This window comes from Moraxella sp. VT-16-12, from assembly GCF_002224245.2.
In the GTDB taxonomy this organism is placed as follows: domain Bacteria; phylum Pseudomonadota; class Gammaproteobacteria; order Pseudomonadales; family Moraxellaceae; genus Moraxella.
Window position 1 is genome coordinate 1 of the sequence record NZ_NKHK02000013.1, and the last position, 18154, is coordinate 18154.

The 18154-nt window shown below is 43.9% G+C and carries 18 protein-coding genes; 8 read left to right on the plus strand and 10 right to left on the minus strand.

From position 1 onward, the window contains the following. The first annotated feature begins 420 nt into the window (after positions 1-420). From glmM to CEW93_RS09800, 6 genes are all read left to right on the plus strand, one after another. On the plus strand, positions 421-1788 hold the full coding sequence (gene glmM, locus CEW93_RS09775; protein WP_089540803.1) for a phosphoglucosamine mutase: 1368 nt from the start codon (positions 421-423) through the stop codon (positions 1786-1788). A gap of 31 nt (positions 1789-1819) precedes the next feature. Then, a complete protein-coding gene (locus tag CEW93_RS09780; RefSeq protein ID WP_089540804.1) occupies positions 1820-2362 on the plus strand; it encodes a hypothetical protein in 543 nt (180 codons plus the stop codon). Between the two features lie 24 nt (positions 2363-2386). Then, positions 2387-3040, plus strand: coding sequence for a pyridoxamine 5'-phosphate oxidase (gene pdxH / locus CEW93_RS09785; RefSeq protein WP_089540806.1), 654 nt, complete (start codon positions 2387-2389; stop codon positions 3038-3040). Between the two features lie 30 nt (positions 3041-3070). Beyond that, complete coding sequence (locus CEW93_RS09790; protein WP_186727961.1) at positions 3071-3889, plus strand: metallophosphoesterase; 819 nt, start codon at positions 3071-3073, stop codon at positions 3887-3889. Positions 3890-4000: 111 nt separating this feature from the next. Next, a complete protein-coding gene (locus tag CEW93_RS09795) occupies positions 4001-5653 on the plus strand; it encodes a VWA domain-containing protein (protein WP_146416661.1) in 1653 nt (550 codons plus the stop codon). 186 nt (positions 5654-5839) lie between these two features. Then, complete coding sequence (locus CEW93_RS09800) at positions 5840-6175, plus strand: hypothetical protein (RefSeq protein ID WP_186727962.1); 336 nt, start codon at positions 5840-5842, stop codon at positions 6173-6175. A gap of 45 nt (positions 6176-6220) precedes the next feature. Here CEW93_RS09800 and CEW93_RS09805 read toward each other — a convergent pair whose 3' ends face one another. From CEW93_RS09805 to CEW93_RS09850, 10 genes are all read right to left on the minus strand, one after another. Continuing rightward, positions 6221-6820, minus strand: a complete 600-nt coding sequence (locus CEW93_RS09805; protein ID WP_089539625.1) for a FixH family protein — start codon at positions 6818-6820, stop codon at positions 6221-6223. Between the two features lie 40 nt (positions 6821-6860). Continuing rightward, positions 6861-7571: a Smr/MutS family protein gene (locus CEW93_RS09810; protein WP_089539626.1), complete on the minus strand. Its 711-nt coding sequence runs from the start codon at positions 7569-7571 to the stop codon at positions 6861-6863. 60 nt (positions 7572-7631) lie between these two features. Next, positions 7632-8498: a DMT family transporter gene (locus tag CEW93_RS09815; protein ID WP_089539627.1), complete on the minus strand. Its 867-nt coding sequence runs from the start codon at positions 8496-8498 to the stop codon at positions 7632-7634. A gap of 49 nt (positions 8499-8547) precedes the next feature. Next, positions 8548-8973, minus strand: a complete 426-nt coding sequence (locus CEW93_RS09820; RefSeq protein WP_089539628.1) for a 2-amino-4-hydroxy-6-hydroxymethyldihydropteridine diphosphokinase — start codon at positions 8971-8973, stop codon at positions 8548-8550. Further along, the gene (folB, locus tag CEW93_RS09825) at positions 8970-9329 is read right to left on the minus strand and encodes a dihydroneopterin aldolase (protein ID WP_089539629.1); all 360 of its coding nucleotides are present in this window, start codon (positions 9327-9329) and stop codon (positions 8970-8972) included. Before folB ends, CEW93_RS09820 begins: the two co-directional genes overlap by 4 nt. 21 nt (positions 9330-9350) lie before the next feature. Beyond that, on the minus strand, positions 9351-10247 hold the full coding sequence (gene rarD, locus CEW93_RS09830) for an EamA family transporter RarD (RefSeq protein WP_089539630.1): 897 nt from the start codon (positions 10245-10247) through the stop codon (positions 9351-9353). After that, positions 10244-12562: a bifunctional prephenate dehydrogenase/3-phosphoshikimate 1-carboxyvinyltransferase gene (locus tag CEW93_RS09835; protein WP_089539631.1), complete on the minus strand. Its 2319-nt coding sequence runs from the start codon at positions 12560-12562 to the stop codon at positions 10244-10246. The genes rarD and CEW93_RS09835 overlap by 4 nt, the downstream gene beginning before the upstream one ends. Continuing rightward, a complete protein-coding gene (locus CEW93_RS09840) occupies positions 12562-13437 on the minus strand; it encodes a YwqG family protein (RefSeq protein WP_089539632.1) in 876 nt (291 codons plus the stop codon). The genes CEW93_RS09835 and CEW93_RS09840 overlap by 1 nt, the downstream gene beginning before the upstream one ends. Before the next feature lie 120 nt (positions 13438-13557). Then, entirely contained in the window at positions 13558-14679 is a 1122-nt protein-coding gene (gene pheA / locus CEW93_RS09845) for a prephenate dehydratase (protein WP_089539633.1), read from the minus strand. 175 nt (positions 14680-14854) lie between these two features. Further along, on the minus strand, positions 14855-15523 hold the full coding sequence (locus CEW93_RS09850) for a hypothetical protein (protein ID WP_143822768.1): 669 nt from the start codon (positions 15521-15523) through the stop codon (positions 14855-14857). A 322-nt stretch (positions 15524-15845) separates the two neighbouring features. On the opposite strand from CEW93_RS09850, the gene CEW93_RS09855 reads away from it, so the two are divergent. Then, positions 15846-16163: an HU family DNA-binding protein gene (locus tag CEW93_RS09855; RefSeq protein WP_089539635.1), complete on the plus strand. Its 318-nt coding sequence runs from the start codon at positions 15846-15848 to the stop codon at positions 16161-16163. Between the two features lie 126 nt (positions 16164-16289). Next, entirely contained in the window at positions 16290-18131 is a 1842-nt protein-coding gene (locus tag CEW93_RS09860; protein WP_089539636.1) for a SurA N-terminal domain-containing protein, read from the plus strand. The last annotated feature ends 23 nt before the right edge of the window (positions 18132-18154 follow it).

The window sequence follows — 18154 nt, forward strand, 5'->3', positions numbered from 1 at the left end:
AATCAATGTATAAAAGAACAAACTGTTCTCATATAAGCGGTCAGAAAATAGCCAATCGGGGAGTTGTTCGGTGTGGTGGGGCATGGGTTCATGTAGATGATAGGTGTGAGCGGATTATACGGTTGTTCACATAAAATATCAACAGATGTTTACAATGTTGCAATAAAAGCATTTGGTAGGTATTTGCCGCCAAAGATAAGCTTACCATCACTAGCTGCCTGAGACGATATTTACACAATGGTTGCCTTTTTATGTTGTCATATTAACAAATTTTACGATTTTAATGAGTTGAAATTTGATTTGTGTATTGGTGTTATTAGTGGTTTTGTAATAAACAAACAAAAGACTTGTTTTAGATAGGGATTTGGTGGTATGCTTTTTCATGTTTTACTAATATTTTAACAACGAAAAAGGTGTGAAATGAGCTACTTTGGTACAGATGGCATTCGTGGGGCGTTTGGTACTTTTCCCATTACCCCTGATTTTTTGCTGAGATTGGGTTTTGGGGCAGGACAGGTGCTGGTTTGGCAAAACAAAAACAGCGACAACCCACAAAAACGCCCCAGTGTGGTGATTGGTAAAGACACACGTCTGTCAGGCTATGTGATTGAGTCAGCACTACAAGCAGGCTTTAATGCTGCTGGTGTGGACGTGCATTTGCTTGGGCCATTGCCAACACCAGCGATTGCTCATTTGGCTCGCTCTTTTCATGCTGATATGGGCGTGGTGATTTCGGCAAGCCACAACCCTTATGGTGATAATGGCGTGAAGTTTTTTTCAGGCGAAGGCAAAAAAATCTCTGATGAACTGCAAAACGCCATCAATGCCAAGTTGGATGAATTGGTGGGACAAGATGATTTGGCTCGTTTGAGTGATTTTCCTACGGAACTTGGCAAAAGTTATCGCATTGATGATGCTAAGGGGCGATACATTGAGTACTGCAAGGGTACTTTTGCTTATCAGTATGATTTGCGTGGGCTGACGGTGGTGGTGGATTGTGCCAATGGGGCAGGATATAGCGTTGCTCCACGGGTGCTAAAAGAGCTTGGGGCGACTGTGATTGCCCATGCCAATGAACCAAATGGCAGAAATATCAACGAAAATTGTGGCTCAACTCACTCCCAGAGCCTACAAAAACTGGTGGTAGAACATGGTGCAGACGTGGGCATTGCCTTAGATGGGGATGGCGACCGTATTGTCATGGTGGATGAACAAGGCAAGGTACTGGACGGTGATGCCATTTTATACATTTTATCGCAAGGAGCAGACGTCAAGCCTGCTGGTGTGGTGGGTACATTGATGAGTAATATGGCACTTGAAAACCTACTAAAATCACAAAACATCGCCTTTGTGCGTGCCAAAGTGGGCGACCGCTATGTCATGCAAGAGCTAGAAAAGCATGGCTATACCATTGGCGGGGAGTCATCGGGGCATATTTTGTGTTTGGATAAGTCTCGCACAGGCGATGCCATCGTGGCAGGGCTGCAAGTGCTTGAAATTTTAGTTAAAAAGGGCGGCAGGCTCTCTGAGCTGACACAAGGGTACGCTCCATATCCCCAAACACTCATCAATGTTCGCCTAGCCCAAATGAGCGACCCTTATGATAATGATGAGCTAAAATCTGCCTTTGAACTGGCACAACAAGAGCTTGGCGATACAGGGCGACTGCTCATTCGCAAATCAGGCACAGAACCTGTCATTAGAGTGATGGTGGAAGCCCAAGACGGCAGTGTTGCCAAAAATATGGCAGAGTGGTTGGCGGATAAAGTCAAATCGGTGCTTGGTTAATTAACACGCTCAATCATAATGGACTTTAACTATGCCAATTATTAGCATAATTGGTTTTGGCTTATTTGCCCTGATTGCCATTTATAATGCCATCAGCGTACTAAAATCCAGCCAAGAACGCCACATTTCTGTTGCACCTTTTTTAGGCTTGGTGTTTTTTGTGTCAGCCATGCTAGATTGGTCAAATCCACCCATGTGGCTGTGGCTGTTGGTATTTTTGGACGTTGGCACGCTGATGCTGATGATAGGCCTGCCTGCTCTTATCATAGATGTTTGGCGGACATCACGCTTTTGTCGTTATGCCCTATTTGTCAGCGACCAAGAGAAATTAACCCTATATCGTCATGGCGATTATCAAAGTTTTCATTGGCAATGGACAGGCGATGAGTTGCCGATGTATGGTGTGGTAGGTTTTAGTGGTGATTGGTGTCAGGTGGGTGATGAATGGCTGTTTTATAGTGATGACCATGAGCCGTATTTTAAGGCGGTATTGGCTGATGATAAATTAACGGTGATATTTGCTCATCAGGATTTTTTGCAATTTTATCATAAAGTCTATCAAAAGGTTTTATAAATTGATTTTTTAAAAGGTAGATCTATGTCTATTGATTTTAGTGCCAAACGATTGTCTTATGAAAAAGACGAATTGATAGAAACCAATGCCCCAAATACGCCCTATCCACTGCTCCAAACTTGGATACATGATGCCGTTGCAGAGCAGATTGGCGAAGCTTATGCGTTTAGTCTAGCGACCTGTGGGGCAGATATGCGTCCGTCTGTACGCACGCTACTCATGCGTGAGATTGTGCCAGTTGGCGATGACATACAGATGATTTTTTATAGCAATTATGACAGCCAAAAGGGGCAGGATTTGGTAGATAATCCTTTTGCCGAAGCCTTGTTTTTTTGGGCGAGCTTAGAGCGACAAGTGCGAGCATCTGGACGTGTGGTTAAGTTATCCGATGAAAAATCAGAAAGTTATTATCAATCACGCCCCAAAGACAGTCAGCTTGCTGCCTGGGTGAGTCGTCCCCAAAGTGGCGTGGTGGACAGCCGTGCGGTGATGGAGCAAGGCTTTTTGGACTATACAGCACAATTTGGCGAGAGCATACCTAAGCCTAAGTTTTGGGGCGGTTATTGCTTGATGGTGGATAAGATTGAATTTTGGCAAGGGCGAGCCAATCGCATGCACGACCGCCTTGTTTATACAAAACAGGGTGATACTTGGTCAAGACAGCGACTGTTGCCCTGATTGGGTCATTTGGCAATGATAACAGCATTGATGAAAAAACATCAAAAAGCCATTATTAAACGGCTGATTGTGTTGTTTGTGCTTGTTTTTATCATCATTTATAGCAACCTATTAAAGGTGGTGGATTATCGTTTTGATGATGTGGGCTATCAGGGCGATGGTAAGTTGAGCATGGCGTTAATCACCGATTTGCATTCGTGTTATTATGGTGATAATCAGCACTGGCTCATTGATATTTTGCACAAAAGACAGCCTGATGTGATACTGCTTGGCGGGGACATTTATGATGACCAATTGCCCTTTGATAATGCTGATAAATTGCTTACTCAGCTTCCTGCCATCGCTCCGACCTATTATGTGGATGGCAATCACGAAAACTGGCTACCTAAATCAGACTATGACGAAGTGTTAAGGCGTATCACTGAGCATGGCGTTACCATTTTACATGGTCAATCTGTACAAATCCCAAACAGTAATGTGCGTGTTTATGGTGTGTCTGACCCAGATGGTGGGAGTTTTGACAAGGATTTGGGAGCGGTTGTCCAGCAATTAAATCCAAGTAATGTCAATATCCTGCTGACCCACCGCCCAGAGTATATTGATAAATATCAACAACATCCTTTTGATGTGATACTGGCAGGTCATGCTCATGGCGGACAGTGGCGAGTGCCGTTTTTGGTGAATGGGGTGTATGCTCCCAATCAAGGATTGTTTCCCAAATATGCAGGCGGATTGTATGAATTTGACCGCCAAAAATTTATCGTCAGTCGGGGTTTGGCACGAGAAAGCACCAAAATACCAAGGATGTTTAATCGTCCAGAGTTGGTCTTTATTGAACTTACTGACTAAGAGTTAAACAATTCAACCTAAGTTTTGTTACAAGTTGTTATCAGTCATTGATGTTAACATCTGTTTTTTATATGATAAAGTTGGTATTGGGTTTCACCAAAGGAGAATGTAATGAAAAAATCATTATTGGCAGTTAGTATGCTGACATTGTTACTTGCAGCGTGCTCCAAACCACAAAATATTCAAGAAAGTGCCACGCCTATGGCCACTGGCGATTATGTGGCAGACAAAAACATGGAAGTGGCAATGGCAGAACAAGCCATGCCCCCACCTTCAATGATTATGCGTTATGCACAAAGTGAACACACACAAAAACCCATACAAAATACAGAAAAATACCAACATTTAGACCCTAATCCTGTACAATCTGTCGCCACCAATCCCATTTCCACATTTAGCGTGGACGTAGATACAGGCAGTTATGCCAATGTTCGGCGGTTTTTAAAGCGTGATGGGCGTTTACCACCATCAGGAGCGGTGCGTCATGAAGAGATGATAAATTATTTTAGCTATCATTACCCACAGCCCACTGATGGTAAGCCCTTTGCTGTGCATACGGTGCTGACTGATTCACCTTTTAAGGCGAATGCCAAGCTCATCAAAATCGCCATCAAAGGCAAAGAAACCACTAAACAAGCTTTGCCACCTGCCAATTTGGTGTTTTTGGTGGACGTGTCAGGCAGTATGGATAGCCCTGATAAATTGCCTTTGGTAAAAGACACGCTAAGAATGCTGACAAAGCAATTACGAGATACAGACAGTATCAGTATCATTACTTATGCCAGTGGGGAGACTTTGGCTTTGCCTGCCACTTATGCCACCACCCAAGGTAAAGAAAAAATCCTACAAGTCATCAATGGTCTCAATGCTGGCGGGGCGACATCAGGTGAGCGAGCGATACAGATGGCTTATACCGAAGCGACCAAGCATTTTAAGGCAAATGGCATCAACCGCATTTTACTCATGACTGATGGCGATTTTAATGTGGGGATTACCGATTTTAATACCCTAAAAGACATGGTCGCCCAAAAACGCAAATCAGGCGTGTCGCTTTCTACCTTTGGCTTTGGTACGGGCAATTATGATGAGCATTTGATGGAGCAGTTGGCGGACGCAGGCGATGGTAATTATAGCTATATTGACAGCGACAAAGAAGCCAAAAAAGTGCTAAACCGCCAACTAACCAGCACGCTGGCGACCATTGCCCAAGATGTTAAGGTGCAAGTGGAATTTAACCCAACCAATGTCAGCGAATACCGCCTGATAGGTTATGAAAATCGCCAATTAAATGAAGAAGACTTCAAAAATGACAATGTGGACGCAGGCGATATCGGAGCAGGTCATAGCGTTACGGCGTTATATGAGATTGTTCCTGTGGGTGTAGACGGCTATCTTGCTGAGAAACGTTATAGCACTGCTCCACAAGTCAAAGGGGGTAATCGCAAAGAGTATGCCAATGTTGCCATTCGCTATAAGCTACCAAATCAATCAAGTAGTCAAGAGCTAAATCAAGCGGTGCTATCTAAATCTTACGTTCCGTTTAAACAAGCTGATGATGACACACGTTTTGCCGTGGCGGCGGCAGGTTTTGCCGAGCTACTTCGTGGTGGTAAATACGCTGGCGGTGTCAGTTACGATGATTTGGCGGTTTTGGCAAAATCTGCCAAGGGAGCAGACACAGATGGCATACGAGATGAACTTGTGGAGATGATGGGGATTGCCAAAAGTTTAAGTGCAGCCCCAAATTCCGCTAAAAATGATTGATTTTTAATCATATTTGTCAGTCATACAACAGCAAAAATGCCCTTTATTGGGTATTTTTGCAATGTTATACTATTAAAATTATCATAAAAAACAAAGAGTTACATAAAATAATTCTTTACAAGCACGCCAAAAAGTTTTATTATAAATGATTATCAGCATTTACTTTTTGAAATAAGCGAGTTTGTGATGAGTTGCACCATTCACCAAAATCATGACCATGTCCACGGCAAAGACTGTGGACACACCGCCATTCGTCATGGCGACCATGTGGATTATTTGCATGATGGACATTTACACCATGTGCATGGCGACCATGTTGATGAGCACGTCCTAGAAATAAGCGAACAAAATCCTGCTGAATGCAACCACGCTCACCATTGTCAAGACCATGTACATGGCGAAGGCTGTGGTCATGAAGCAGTACCGCACGGCGACCATGTGTGCTATATCGTAGATGGGCGTTTACATTACCAACATGGCGACCATTGCGATGACCACGGAGCGGTAGAGATTATCACTTGATTGTTTTGATGTTAGCCATAAATGCTCTATTTAGAGCATTTTTTTTTATTGGGTGTTGGTGTTTTCAAGATGGCGTTTGTGGCGTTGGTCAGGTAGGGTGAGATTGGCTTCATCAAATGCTGATAAGGGGCTAAATGGCACATTTTGAGCAGGAAGTTTTTGGGTCTGGGTCAATCGCCAGCCATCATCACTATTGATGTGCAGATAGTATTTAGAAGGCAGGGGGTCAAGCGTAACTTTGCCTGTATAGATGTTGTCTTTGCTGTGAGCTAAGGTCAAATCTCTGTCTTTGCTTTTGTCGGTGGCGTGTGAGATGCTTACTGATAAAGTGGTAGGATAGGTGGGTGCTGTACCATCTTTGTGGTTGAGTTCAAACACCACATCATCACCACTAAAACGTAATATGCCACTAATGCCCAAATCATGAGCCATCTGGTCTTTTGATGCGTCTTGATAGAGTGCTTTGCTGTCCATGTACCAGTCATCACGAACGGTGGCGTCTTTATGTTTGACGGCAAAAATCACAAAAAAGACACACGCCACCACCACAAACGCAGGCAATCCAATCACAAAAACGGTTATCATGTAGTTTTTGTACCATTTTTGGGGGGTGGGCGTGGTTTTTGGGGTGGCTGTCTTGGTCATGGCGAAAGTTGCTGAGTTTTTTGCTATTATAGCACAAATTTTATAAAACAGATGAATCCAGCTTTTGGCGCTTGATTAAAACAAGCACCGCACCATTACCGCCATCAGACACTGGGGCGGAGACAAATGCCAGTACGTCAGGCATTTGGCGTAACCAACCATTGACACATGTTTTAATAAGAGCATCTGTGCCTTTGCCGTGGACGATTTTTACCACCGTTTCGTTGTTTTTCTTGGCGTGGTGAATGAGTGCCAAAACGGCTTCTCGTGCTTCATCAATGCTAGAACCGTGCAAATCCACCGCATCATACCAACGCAGTTTGCCTTGTTTGAGTTGTTCAAAAATTTTGTTTTGAAGTGTGGGCTGTTTGTAACTCAAAAACGCTTCGCCTGAGACAGGGTTGAGCAGAGCTTGCATGTCTGATAAATTTGTGTCATCAGCAGTATCTGCTCCTGTGGCATTGGCACGGCGATAAAGGGCATTGCTGTCTTTGGTGGGGCGAGCGATGACTGATTTTTCATGCTTTAAGGGGGTAACACCACTCATCGCTTGCATAAAGAGCACTTTATCATCATCAATGAGCTGACTGTTTAAGCGTTTGACGTGTTTGGCGACTTCTTTTTTGCCCATGATGGCAACTGTGGTGGGCTTATCGCCACCATCTGTGTCGGCTGTGGTGGACTGTTTGCCGGTCATGTCTTTGAGCTTGGTGCGTAAGTCTTTGGAGAGTAGGTCTTTAAAAGTGGTCATAATTTTATTTAAAATAAAAATTATAGCAAAATTTTGTGTGTTTTAAAATCCCACGCTTTCTCATTTTTTGCCACTTAAAATCCCGCTTAGCACAATGATACCAATGCCTAGTAACACCTGCCAGCTGAGTACTTCATCAAACAGCACAATGCCAAACACCAATGCAAACACCACCGTCATATAAGACAATGTCGCCACCATAAATTTACGCCCCACTTGATAAGCATAAGTCATCAAAAGCTGCCCCAAAAGTGCGGTAACGCCCACACCGATGATGTATGGCAAGCTGTCAAAACTTAGGGCGCGAAACCCAAACCACCATGCCAATACTCCTGAGATGATGGTGGAAAGTAAGGAAAAATAAAACACAATCCGCCAAGCAGGCTCACCAAGTAGGCTTAATTCTCGCACTTGCAAATAGGCATAACCGCTAATTGCCCCACTCATCAGCCCCATGAGCATGGCAAAAGTGTCGCCCCCTGTGGTGGGTTTTAACAAAATCACCACGCCAACAAAGCCTAAAATCAGCGAAAACCATGTGATTTTATTGGGTTTTTGTTTTAGGATGGTGATGGATAATAAGCCCAAAAATATCGCCGAAGTGTTTTGCAGAGTGCTGGCAGTGGCAAGCGGCAGATGTAGCACCACATAAAAATTCATCAGTAGGGCGACAGAGCCTGCCAGCGACCGCCAAAAGTGCTCTTTTGGATAACGAGTGCGAAAATCTCGCCCCTTTATCCATGAAAATCCACCCAGCACCACCAAAGAAAATGCCACTCGCCAAAAGGTAATTTCGTAAGTACTCATGCCAAACTTTTGCCCAGATAGCTTGATAAATACGAGCATCAGAGCAAAAGCAAGGCTTGCCAAGACCATATAAAATGACCCAAAAAATGAGCCTTGGTTGGGATTAGTGGGCGTGGTCATAAATGTGTCATGCTAAAAAGTGTCAGGTAAGCGGTCTGTGATGGTGAAATTATGGGTGGGACAACAAAAATGGTGCAATCATCAGCAGTCCTTTTTTTTCATGTTCTTTAAAAGGCAGTCTTTTTTTGACAATTATCCATCTTTCATCATAATACGCCAACAAATCCAAATCCATCGGTACGGCTTGATGTTTATCACCACGACCACAAATACGCTCAATGTCTTTTAATGTCTGTTTGAGTGTTTTGTCATCTGTCTTTTGGGCTAATGCCACAGATACCACCCAATTATGATAAATATGCTCTGTCTTAGCTGTAAAATCTTTGCCCACAACCACCGATGAGACCTTGATTTCACCTAAATTACTTAGGGCGTCTAAGGTGGTGTCAAAGGCGTGTTGTCGTGCTGTGTCATCACTAAGATTGCTACCTAAGGCGATGATGGCTTTTGTGATGTTTGTATCAGCAAAACTCATGATGATTTGGCACGAGTCATTTTTACACCCACACCACCAGCTTGTTTGATGGCATTGGGTTTATTGATGGTGAGCGTGATGGCCTGACAAGGATAATTTGCCAAAATATAAGCACAGATGTCTTCGGCCAATTTTTCTAATAATTTGGCTTTCATGTCATGGCACAGTCTTTCTATGTCTTCGCAAACGGTTTTGTAGTTGATGGCAAAGGCAACATCATCACTTTGGGCGGCTTTTTTCATATCACAAACCATCTCACAGCTGATGAGCAGTTGCTGTTTGATGGCTCGCTCCCAACTATAAACACCTATTAAGGTATTGATTTGTAAGTCTTTAATAAAAACAATGTCATTCATATTCATGCTTTGTGTATCAGTTTATTGGGCTGCTCGTTTGCGGTGTTTGACCATGTCCATGCTAAATATGGCAAGTCCTGCCCAAATCAGTCCAAAAATCATCAAACGCTGTCCATCTATCGGCTCATGATAATAAAACACCGCCAGCAAAAACACGATACTGGGCGTTAAATAATTTAAAAAAGATAAGGTATTAAATTGCACCAGTTTGGTTGAGATGTTATAAAGCAGTAGTGGGACAAGCGTAATCGGTCCTGCCAATGCAAGTAGCCAAATTTCAGACGACACCCACAAACTCAAAGACGAACTTGCCACACCTGCAAAGCACAGCCATAATACACACAAAGGCATAAGCAGTGCTATCTCTATAAACAAGCCATCAACCGCATCAAAGGGCGTATATCGCTGTATCACTCCATAAAAGGCGAACGATAAAGGCAATGCCAAGCTCACCCATGGCAGCCCTCCTAACCATATAATCTGCATGGCGACAGCCAACAAAGCCAAGCTGACAGCGATTTTTTGTAAAATACGCAGTTTCTCTTTAAAGACAAGCATAGACAATGCCACACCCACCAAAGGATGGATAAAGTATCCCAAGCTGGCCTCTAACACCTGATTATGTGTTACCGCCCACACATAGACCAGCCAGTTTGTGCCAATGAGTAAGGCAGCCACAAAAGTCAGCACAAGCCATTTGGGGTTTTGTTTAACCTTTGCCACCCACACCCATCGCCTTGCTACCACCATCAAGCCCAATAGTAGCAAAAAAGTCCAAATCACCCGATGGGCGATGATTTCTACCGCATTATAGCCTGATAACAGTTTAAAATATAAAGGAAAGTTCCCCCATATCAAAAAGGCTGTTAGGGCGATGATGAGTCCTTTTGGTGTGGTGGCGATACCCTGCTGGCTCATTCGCCCTGCTCAATGCTAATATTTAGCCCCACCTCACCAGCCAGCTGTGCAAAATTAGGAAAACTGGTTGCCACCGTTTGTGTGCCATGAATCACAATCTCGTCAGTAGCTCGGCTACTGGCAACCGCAAAACTCATGGCGATACGGTGGTCATGATGACTGTCAATGTGTCCGCCACCAAACACTGCGTTACGCTCACCTGCCACACCTTTGCCGTCAATGATGATGCCATCTTCTAAGACTGTACAATCAATGCCAAGTGTGCCAAGTCCGTCTGCCATGACCTGTATGCGATCAGATTCTTTAACCCGCAGCTCTTTTGCTCCGGTCAGTTTGGTGGTGCCTGTGGCACAGCTTGCCGCCACAAACAGCACCGGAAACTCATCAATGGCAAGTGGTACAAGATGTTCTGGAATGTCAATACCCACCAAATCAGACGGTTTTACAGTAATATCCGCGATTGGCTCGCCGCCTACCACCGTTTCATTAGACACACTGATGTTTGCTCCCATCAATTTTAAAATATCAATCACGCCAGTGCGAGTGGGATTCATGCCAACCTGACAAATGGTCAAGCCTTCACCGCCACCGATTGCACCCAGTACCATAAAAAATGCCGCACTAGAAATGTCCGCTGGCACGGTAATGTCTGTGGCAGTCAGTCGCCCACCCCCTGTGATGGAGATTTTGTTGCCATCGGTATTGACAGGATAACCAAAGGCGGTCAGCATACGCTCGGTATGGTCTCGGCTGATTTCAGGTTCAATGATGGTGGTTGTGCCATTTGCCCATAGGCTTGCTAGTATCAGACAAGATTTGATTTGGGCGGACGCAACTGGCAAAGCGTACTCAATGCCGCTTAGTTTTTGACCCCCTGTGATGGAAATGGGGGCGGTGCCTTTTTCGCCAGTGGTCTGAATGACCGCTCCCATTTGTCTAAGCGGTTTTGCCACTCGCTCCATGGGACGTTTGGATAAGCTGACATCGCCTGTCATCACGCTATCAAAGGCTTGGGCGGACAAAATCCCTGCCAAAAGTCGCATACTTGTGCCAGAGTTCCCCATGTACAAAGCGTCTTTTGGGGCTTGTAAGCCGTCCACCCCTACTCCATAAATGGTAACTTTGTCGCCATCACGTTCAATGCGTACGCCCATGTCTTTAAAGGCTTGCAAAGTCGCTAGGGCGTCTTCGCCTTCTAAAAAGCCTGACACATGAGTAATGCCATCCGCCAGAGACCCCAGCATGATAGAGCGGTGCGAAATGGATTTGTCCCCTGGCACAGTAATCGTGCCATGGATGGCTTGACTTGGCGTGATGTGGTAGCGTTGTGTTTGGTCGGTCATGGCATTTTCTCTTGGTAAATGGGGGTTGTGAGTGGCTTTGTGCAGTTGTGCTTGGGCGAGCATATGCCCAAAATGACGGCGTGCATGGCGTGCCGTGGTCAGATATTCTATCAGTTTGACAGAGTCTTCTTGCTCAATCAACTGGCGAAAAGTGGCCAAATTGGCTTCGTATTCATCCAGCGATTTTAACAAAGCGTGTTTGTTGTCCATAAAAATATCATGCCACATCACAGGACTGCTTGCCGAAATGCGGCTAAAATCAGCAAAACCACCTGCTGCATAGCGAAAAATGTCCAAATTATCATCATGGCTGGCCAGCTGATAGGTCAAATTAAAGGACAACAAATGTGGCAGATGACTGGTATAAGCCAAAATTTCATCATGTCTTTGGCTGTTCATGATGATGACATTAGCACCAATACGCTCCCATAAGATTTTGATTTTTTGGATAAAATGTGCTTTGGCGGTGGGTGGGTTGTCTGTACAAACGATAAACTGTCGCCCCACAAACAGCCGTGGATTGCGTGCGTGTACGCCAGAATTTTCTGCTCCGGCAATGGGGTGCGATAGCACAAAATTTAGCCAATCTGATGGCTGATTGTTCTGCTCACAAGCCCCTAGCACCGCCTGATAAATGCTCATTTTGGTACTGGCAACGTCTGTGATGATGGCGGTATTGGCGATGTTGCCATCTGCTTTGGCGCAAGCAAGCTGGTAAATGATGGCGGATGTGGCACGAGTGGGCGTGGCGATGATAAACAAATCCACATCTGTTTGGCAAAGGCTGTCTATATCAGGGGCAATCTCATCTATCAGCCCTACCTTTTTGGCAAAGTTTAGGCTTGATGGGTCGGTATCGGTGGCAACAATCGTCTGAGTCAAACCCCTATCACGCATGGCAGATAAAATGCTTGACCCAATCAGTCCCAAACCAATGATGGCTGTTTTTTTAAAAAGCACCGTATCGCCCATCAACAGCAGTCCCAATTATAAATCAGCTTACTAAAATCTTGATTTTTTAGGTCATCAGGGTGGATAAAAAAGTTCGCCACGCCAGCATCACCCCACATGATGTCATTATCATCATCGGTGTCTATTTGAAACAGCAAAACATGTTTTTGCAACTGCTCGTTATATTCTCGGGGGTCGGTTTGGGTAAAATAAGGATAGCCGAGTATCAAATGTTGTCCATAACTGTTGCCTGACAGCTCATCATAACACTCTAAATGCTCATCAGGGTCGTCCACATCTAGCGTTTCTTCCAAATAATTCCAAATGTCATTGCCTTTTAATGGCTCAATGGTGTCAGCAATGGCACTGTATTCAAAGCAGTTTGTGCCACATGATTGCTCATGTAACACAAAATTCATATCATATTGACAATTAAAATCAAAGGGTAGGCAGTCAGTATCAAGATGTTTTAACTGCTCGCCAACTTTATTTAATTCATCAATATTTAATGGCAAACTGTCGTCTTGCCAAAACCGCATCTGATAACCATCATGGGGCAAGTAATCATCAAAATTACAGCCATACAAATAATCATCGTCTTTGCCATCAATATAAATCTGCAAAATACCTTGTTTTGGCAAGGGGTGTGGCAGTTGGCTTATATCCACCTGATTGGCGATTTGTCTAAAATTTAGCTGAGCCAGTAGCACAAGTGGCGTGCCATCTGTTTTGACAGGATACCGCTCGCCTGCGGGCAAATAGCCCATGCCACTGATTTTACTGGTTAAACTTGGTACAAAATCATTGTCTTGTTTGGACAATTTGATTTTGACGCAGTTTACCTTAGAAATATCTAGCAAAGTTTGCAAAGGCATTGGCAAATCAGATTTATTCATAAAACTTTCCCTATCAATTTGGCACACTTAACACATCTTTAAAAGAATAAATACGGTATTGCCAATCAATATTTTTACCGTAAACGGTTGTAAAATAATAACTGACAATACCACTACAATTTATAAAACCGCCTTAGGATAAGAACCTAGCACTCGCACGTCTTTGGCGATGGTAGCGATTTCATCAATGGCGGTTTTGACATTGTCATCATTGATGTGTCCTGTCATGTCAATAAAAAACACATACGCCCATTTATTAGGTCGCTCTGGACGAGTCTCAATGCTGGTCATGGAGACGTTGTGGCGTTTGAGCGGTTCTAAAATCTCAATCAACGCTCCTGCACGGTCTGGGCTAGATACCACAATCGACGTTTTATCGTGTCCGCTGGGGGCAACAGATTCGTGCCCGATGATTAAAAAGCGGGTGGTGTTGTTTGGGTTGTCTTCTATGTTTTCGTACAGTTTGTGCAGCCCATATTCGGCAACCGCCACGTCCCCTGCAATGGCGGCAGAGTGCCATTCATTTTGCAAGCGTTTGGCAGCTTCACCGTTACTGGCAACCGCTACGCGTTCTACATTGGGAAAATTGACATCAAGCCAATGGCGACATTGCGCCAAAGACTGCTGATGGCTATAAATTCGGCTCAGGCTATCTACTTTGGTATGCTCTGCCACCAAAAAATTGTGATGAATGGGCAATTCCACTTCGCCGATGATGTTTAAATTTGAGCTTAAAAAGGCATCTAGTGTGTGATTGACCACGCCTTCTGATGAGTTTTCTACTGGCACAACACCATACATTGCCGAGCCTGCTTCCACTTCACGAAACACGTCTGTGATGGTTGCCAGTGGCGTGGCAGTGGCGGCTTTACCAAAGTGTTTTAGAGCAGCAGCGTGGGTAAATGTGCCAACAGGTCCTAAAAAAGCGACTTTTTGTGGGGCTTCTAATTCCAAACAAACAGACATAATCTCACGGAACAATCGTGCCATTTTTTCACCGCTAAGTGGTCCAGTATTACGAGCCATGACGGCTTTTAGCACTTGGGCTTCACGTTCAGGGCGATAAAAAATGGGGTGGTTTTCGTTGTCTTTTTTGGCGATGGCGACTTGTTGGGCGATACAGGCACGCTCATTGATAAGTGTTTGAATTTGTTCATCAATGCCATCAATTTTGTGGCGTAAATCTTGGATTTGGTTGGTGTCTAGGTGGGTGTTTGATTGTTTGGGTGTTTGATTGGTCATGGCTGCCTGCTTTTTGGGTCTAAAAATAGGCTAATGATACATGAAATTTGGGGTGCTAGGCAAATATTTTTTGCTAAATGAGCGATAAGTGATGGGATTTTTGGTGATTTTTAGTGGCGAATATCATGGGTAAATCAGCCAAAAAAGGACGTATCTTACGCCCTTGGTTGTTCTTTTAAAATGCAAAAACACAAATTATCGCCACAACTGCCACAATAGACATGATGATGAGTGCGATTTTGGTGGATTTTTGTTTGCCAGTCATCTCTGCTAAGGCAGTGTTTAAGCGTGCGTTTTCGGTTGTTAGGGTGCTAAGCTGACTTTCAAGCTGAGCAATTTTGGCTTTGTACTTTTCTTGTTTTTGTTCACGTTCTTGGGGGGTGGGGGCAGGGTCGCCTTTGAATTTTTGTAGTAGATTTTGTATGGCACCACCTATGCCAAGCTGAACCAAAAACGCTTTAAATTCTGCCACATCTGCCTGTTCTCCCCTGATTTGTAAGGCATCAACAGAGCTTTGGCTGTGGCTTTTTAAAACACTAAGTAGCTGAAAACTATAAGCATTGACCATGATGTCGGCGTGAGATTTATTTGGTGGCAGTCGGTCATCAAGCAAAATCCCCCGAAAGCCAAAGGTTACATAAATTTGCATGTGGGGCAAATAAGTGCGAATACACACCACAATCTCTTTACTGGCAAGCGGATAAGCAAGCTCACGCAGTTTGGGGTCAAAACGTAACACCAAAGTGATGGCGGATTCTAAAAACACCAATAAGACATTTAAAAAACCATGAGAAAAAGTGCTGGCCTGTTTTTGTGGGGTGGCGTTGGTTGGTAATTCTGTCATAATTAATCCAAAAGCAAATTCACTTAATAATAAAGTCATCTGCCCCAAAAGTAAACCATTCACCCAAAAATTTTTGGCAAATCAAGGGAATTATCATAAATATTTCGCTTTTTAATAAGAATTTTGTAAAAAAACTCAAAAAAATCACCCAAACCCCTTGCCAAACGTAACTCTTACTCTTACAATGCACAAAGGTTGGGATTGCTATTGGTTTTTTAGCGTATCGCCCCCTATTTTTAACTGCCTATTTTACCAGATTGTTGGTGGGATAGATTTTCTAAAATTTGCCCCCAGATGGGGTGCTATACCATGAGGAATCATCATGAACAAATCAGAATTGGTTGATGCCATCGCCAGTGAAGCAGGTCTTACCAAAGAGCAAGCCACCAAAGCCCTAAATGCCTTTACTGCCAGCGTACAAGGTGCGTTGGAGCGTAACGATGACGTGGTGCTTGTTGGTTTTGGTACGTTTAGCGTAAAAGAGCGTGCTGCTCGCACAGGTCGCAACCCACAAACAGGCGAAACGCTACAAATCGCTGCCAGCAAAGTTCCTAGCTTCAAAGCAGGCAAAGGTCTAAAAGATGCGGTAAACCCTGCACCAAAAGCCAAAGAAACCAAGGCTAAAAAAGCCAAAAAATAAGTCTTGATTGACCAAAAGCACACCTTCGTGATTGGGGGTGTGCTTTTTTATAAAAAAATTTTGTCAATTTGTTAAAAATGGCGTATCATAGGGATTTTGTCAAAAGATTTTAAAAAACGGTTTTCTATGGAAAAAATACGAGAATTTATGCAAAGCTGGCTGGGTAAGTTGGTTTTGTTGTTGGTATTAGCTCCGATGGCATTTTTGGGGGTGCAAACCTTTAATGGTGGCGGTATTGCTGCTAATGAAGTGGTTAAAGTGGGAGACACGTCCATCAGTTTGGACAGCTATAATAATGAACTAAATGCTCAAAAACAAGAGCTGCTCCAAAGTGTAGATGCCAGTTTGATTAATGACAAAGTGCTTGCCGATAATGTGCTACAAGGCATGATTGACCGTGCTTTACTACAAAACCAAGCGGATTTTTTGGGCTTGACAGTCTCTGATGAAGCCATCACCAGATTGCTGCAAGCCGAGCCGACTTTTCATGATGAAAACGGTCAATTCTCCAACGATAAATTTGCCAGTTATTTACAACAAAACCGCTTGACCAAAGATGTTTTGTTTGCCAATTTTCGTACACAGTTAGGCTTGCGTCAGCTTACAGCCAGTATCCTACAAACCGCCATTTATGGTGATAATGACATCGCCAAACTCATTGATTTACAAACCAAAAGTCGTGAAGTGTGGGTGGTGCGTTATCCTTGGCAGGATTTTGCAGATAAAGTATCCGTCAGTGATGATGAAATTGCCAGTTATTATACTGCCAACCAAGCCAAACTTATCAAACCTGAAACGGTGGAGTTGTCTTATCTTACTCTAAATCCTGATAACATCACCGTGCCTGCCCCTACCGATGATGAACTACAAGCAGAGTATCAGACTTATATTCAAGAGCAGGGTTTGGCAACAAAAAGCGAACTTGCCCAAATTTTAATCACAGGCGATGATGCCGAAAATCGTGCCACGCAAATCAAAGACAAACTTAATGCAGGCGAGAGTTTTGAGAGTTTGGCAAAAAGCCATTCAGATGACCCAAGCGGTCAAAGCGGTGGTGCGATTGGTACATTTAATCCTGTTGTATTTGGAGCAGATGCCACCACCGTGCAAGCGGTGATTGAAAAAATGGACGTAGGGGCGATCAGTGAGCCTGTGCAGACGGTGTTTGGCTATCATATTTTTAAGGTATTAAATAAAGGTCAAGCCCCAAGTTTTGACAGTTTAAAAGATGACATCATCAAACAAGCCCAAGCTCGCAAACGTCAAAATACCATTGATGAGTTGATTGCCAAGATTGATGGCATGGCGGTAGATAGCATGGGGATAACAGACATTGCCAAAGAAGTCAATTTATCTGTCAGCACCATCAAAGACTATCCAGCACAAAACAACACCACCGAGCTTTCCATGCCGTTGGTGGTGTCAAGAGCTTTTGATGAGACTTTAATCGCTGAACAGTCCGTCAGCCCGCATTTAAAAGTTGGCGATAGGGTGATTTGGATACAGCCAAGCCATCATGTACCAAGCCAGCCGCTTAGCCAAGATGAAGCTCGTCCTTTGATTGTGGCAACACTAACCAAACAAAAAGCCAGTCAGCTTGCTTTTGAGACTGCCAACGCCAAAGCAAATGATGCCAAAGCAAATCCACAAAGTTTAATCAGCACCGCCACAAAGCTTGGCGTGGTCAATATGCAAAGCAGTTCATTAAACCCTGCTGAAAAATCAGGTTTGTTCAATCACAATGCTGATACACTGAGCGTTTGGGCGGTACAAAGCGATGATGGGGCAAGCGTGCTTGTTGGTTCACCCATCAGCACCGTCAATGAAAGTCAGCTGGGCACAGCACAGCGTCTGCAAGCGTCTTTGATGATTCGGGCGAATGCAGGTCAAGACCAGTTGGCTGACTATTTGGCTTATCTTAACGACACACATCAGGTAAAAATCAATCGCTCTGCCATCAGTCGCTAAAAAATAGACAACCTGCACTTTTG

Excerpts from the sequence above, each read along its gene's own strand:
- pheA (WP_089539633.1), bottom strand. The coding sequence starts at position 14,679 with ATGACCAATCAAACACCCAAACAATCAAACACCCACCTAGACACCAAC.
- CEW93_RS09835 (WP_089539631.1), bottom strand. The coding sequence starts at position 12,562 with ATGGGCGATACGGTGCTTTTTAAAAAAACAGCCATCATTGGTTTGGGA.
- CEW93_RS09850 (WP_143822768.1), bottom strand. The coding sequence starts at position 15,523 with ATGACAGAATTACCAACCAACGCCACCCCACAAAAACAGGCCAGCACT.
- CEW93_RS09820 (WP_089539628.1), bottom strand. The coding sequence starts at position 8,973 with ATGAGTTTTGCTGATACAAACATCACAAAAGCCATCATCGCCTTAGGT.
- CEW93_RS09840 (WP_089539632.1), bottom strand. The coding sequence starts at position 13,437 with ATGAATAAATCTGATTTGCCAATGCCTTTGCAAACTTTGCTAGATATT.
- CEW93_RS09815 (WP_089539627.1), bottom strand. The coding sequence starts at position 8,498 with ATGACCACGCCCACTAATCCCAACCAAGGCTCATTTTTTGGGTCATTT.
- CEW93_RS09800 (WP_186727962.1), top strand. The coding sequence starts at position 5,840 with ATGAGTTGCACCATTCACCAAAATCATGACCATGTCCACGGCAAAGAC.
- CEW93_RS09860 (WP_089539636.1), top strand. The coding sequence starts at position 16,290 with ATGGAAAAAATACGAGAATTTATGCAAAGCTGGCTGGGTAAGTTGGTT.
- CEW93_RS09855 (WP_089539635.1), top strand. The coding sequence starts at position 15,846 with ATGAACAAATCAGAATTGGTTGATGCCATCGCCAGTGAAGCAGGTCTT.
- CEW93_RS09810 (WP_089539626.1), bottom strand. The coding sequence starts at position 7,571 with ATGACCACTTTTAAAGACCTACTCTCCAAAGACTTACGCACCAAGCTC.
- CEW93_RS09790 (WP_186727961.1), top strand. The coding sequence starts at position 3,071 with ATGAAAAAACATCAAAAAGCCATTATTAAACGGCTGATTGTGTTGTTT.
- CEW93_RS09780 (WP_089540804.1), top strand. The coding sequence starts at position 1,820 with ATGCCAATTATTAGCATAATTGGTTTTGGCTTATTTGCCCTGATTGCC.
- rarD (WP_089539630.1), bottom strand. The coding sequence starts at position 10,247 with ATGAGCCAGCAGGGTATCGCCACCACACCAAAAGGACTCATCATCGCC.
- CEW93_RS09795 (WP_146416661.1), top strand. The coding sequence starts at position 4,001 with ATGAAAAAATCATTATTGGCAGTTAGTATGCTGACATTGTTACTTGCA.
- CEW93_RS09805 (WP_089539625.1), bottom strand. The coding sequence starts at position 6,820 with ATGACCAAGACAGCCACCCCAAAAACCACGCCCACCCCCCAAAAATGG.
- folB (WP_089539629.1), bottom strand. The coding sequence starts at position 9,329 with ATGAATGACATTGTTTTTATTAAAGACTTACAAATCAATACCTTAATA.
- pdxH (WP_089540806.1), top strand. The coding sequence starts at position 2,387 with ATGTCTATTGATTTTAGTGCCAAACGATTGTCTTATGAAAAAGACGAA.
- glmM (WP_089540803.1), top strand. The coding sequence starts at position 421 with ATGAGCTACTTTGGTACAGATGGCATTCGTGGGGCGTTTGGTACTTTT.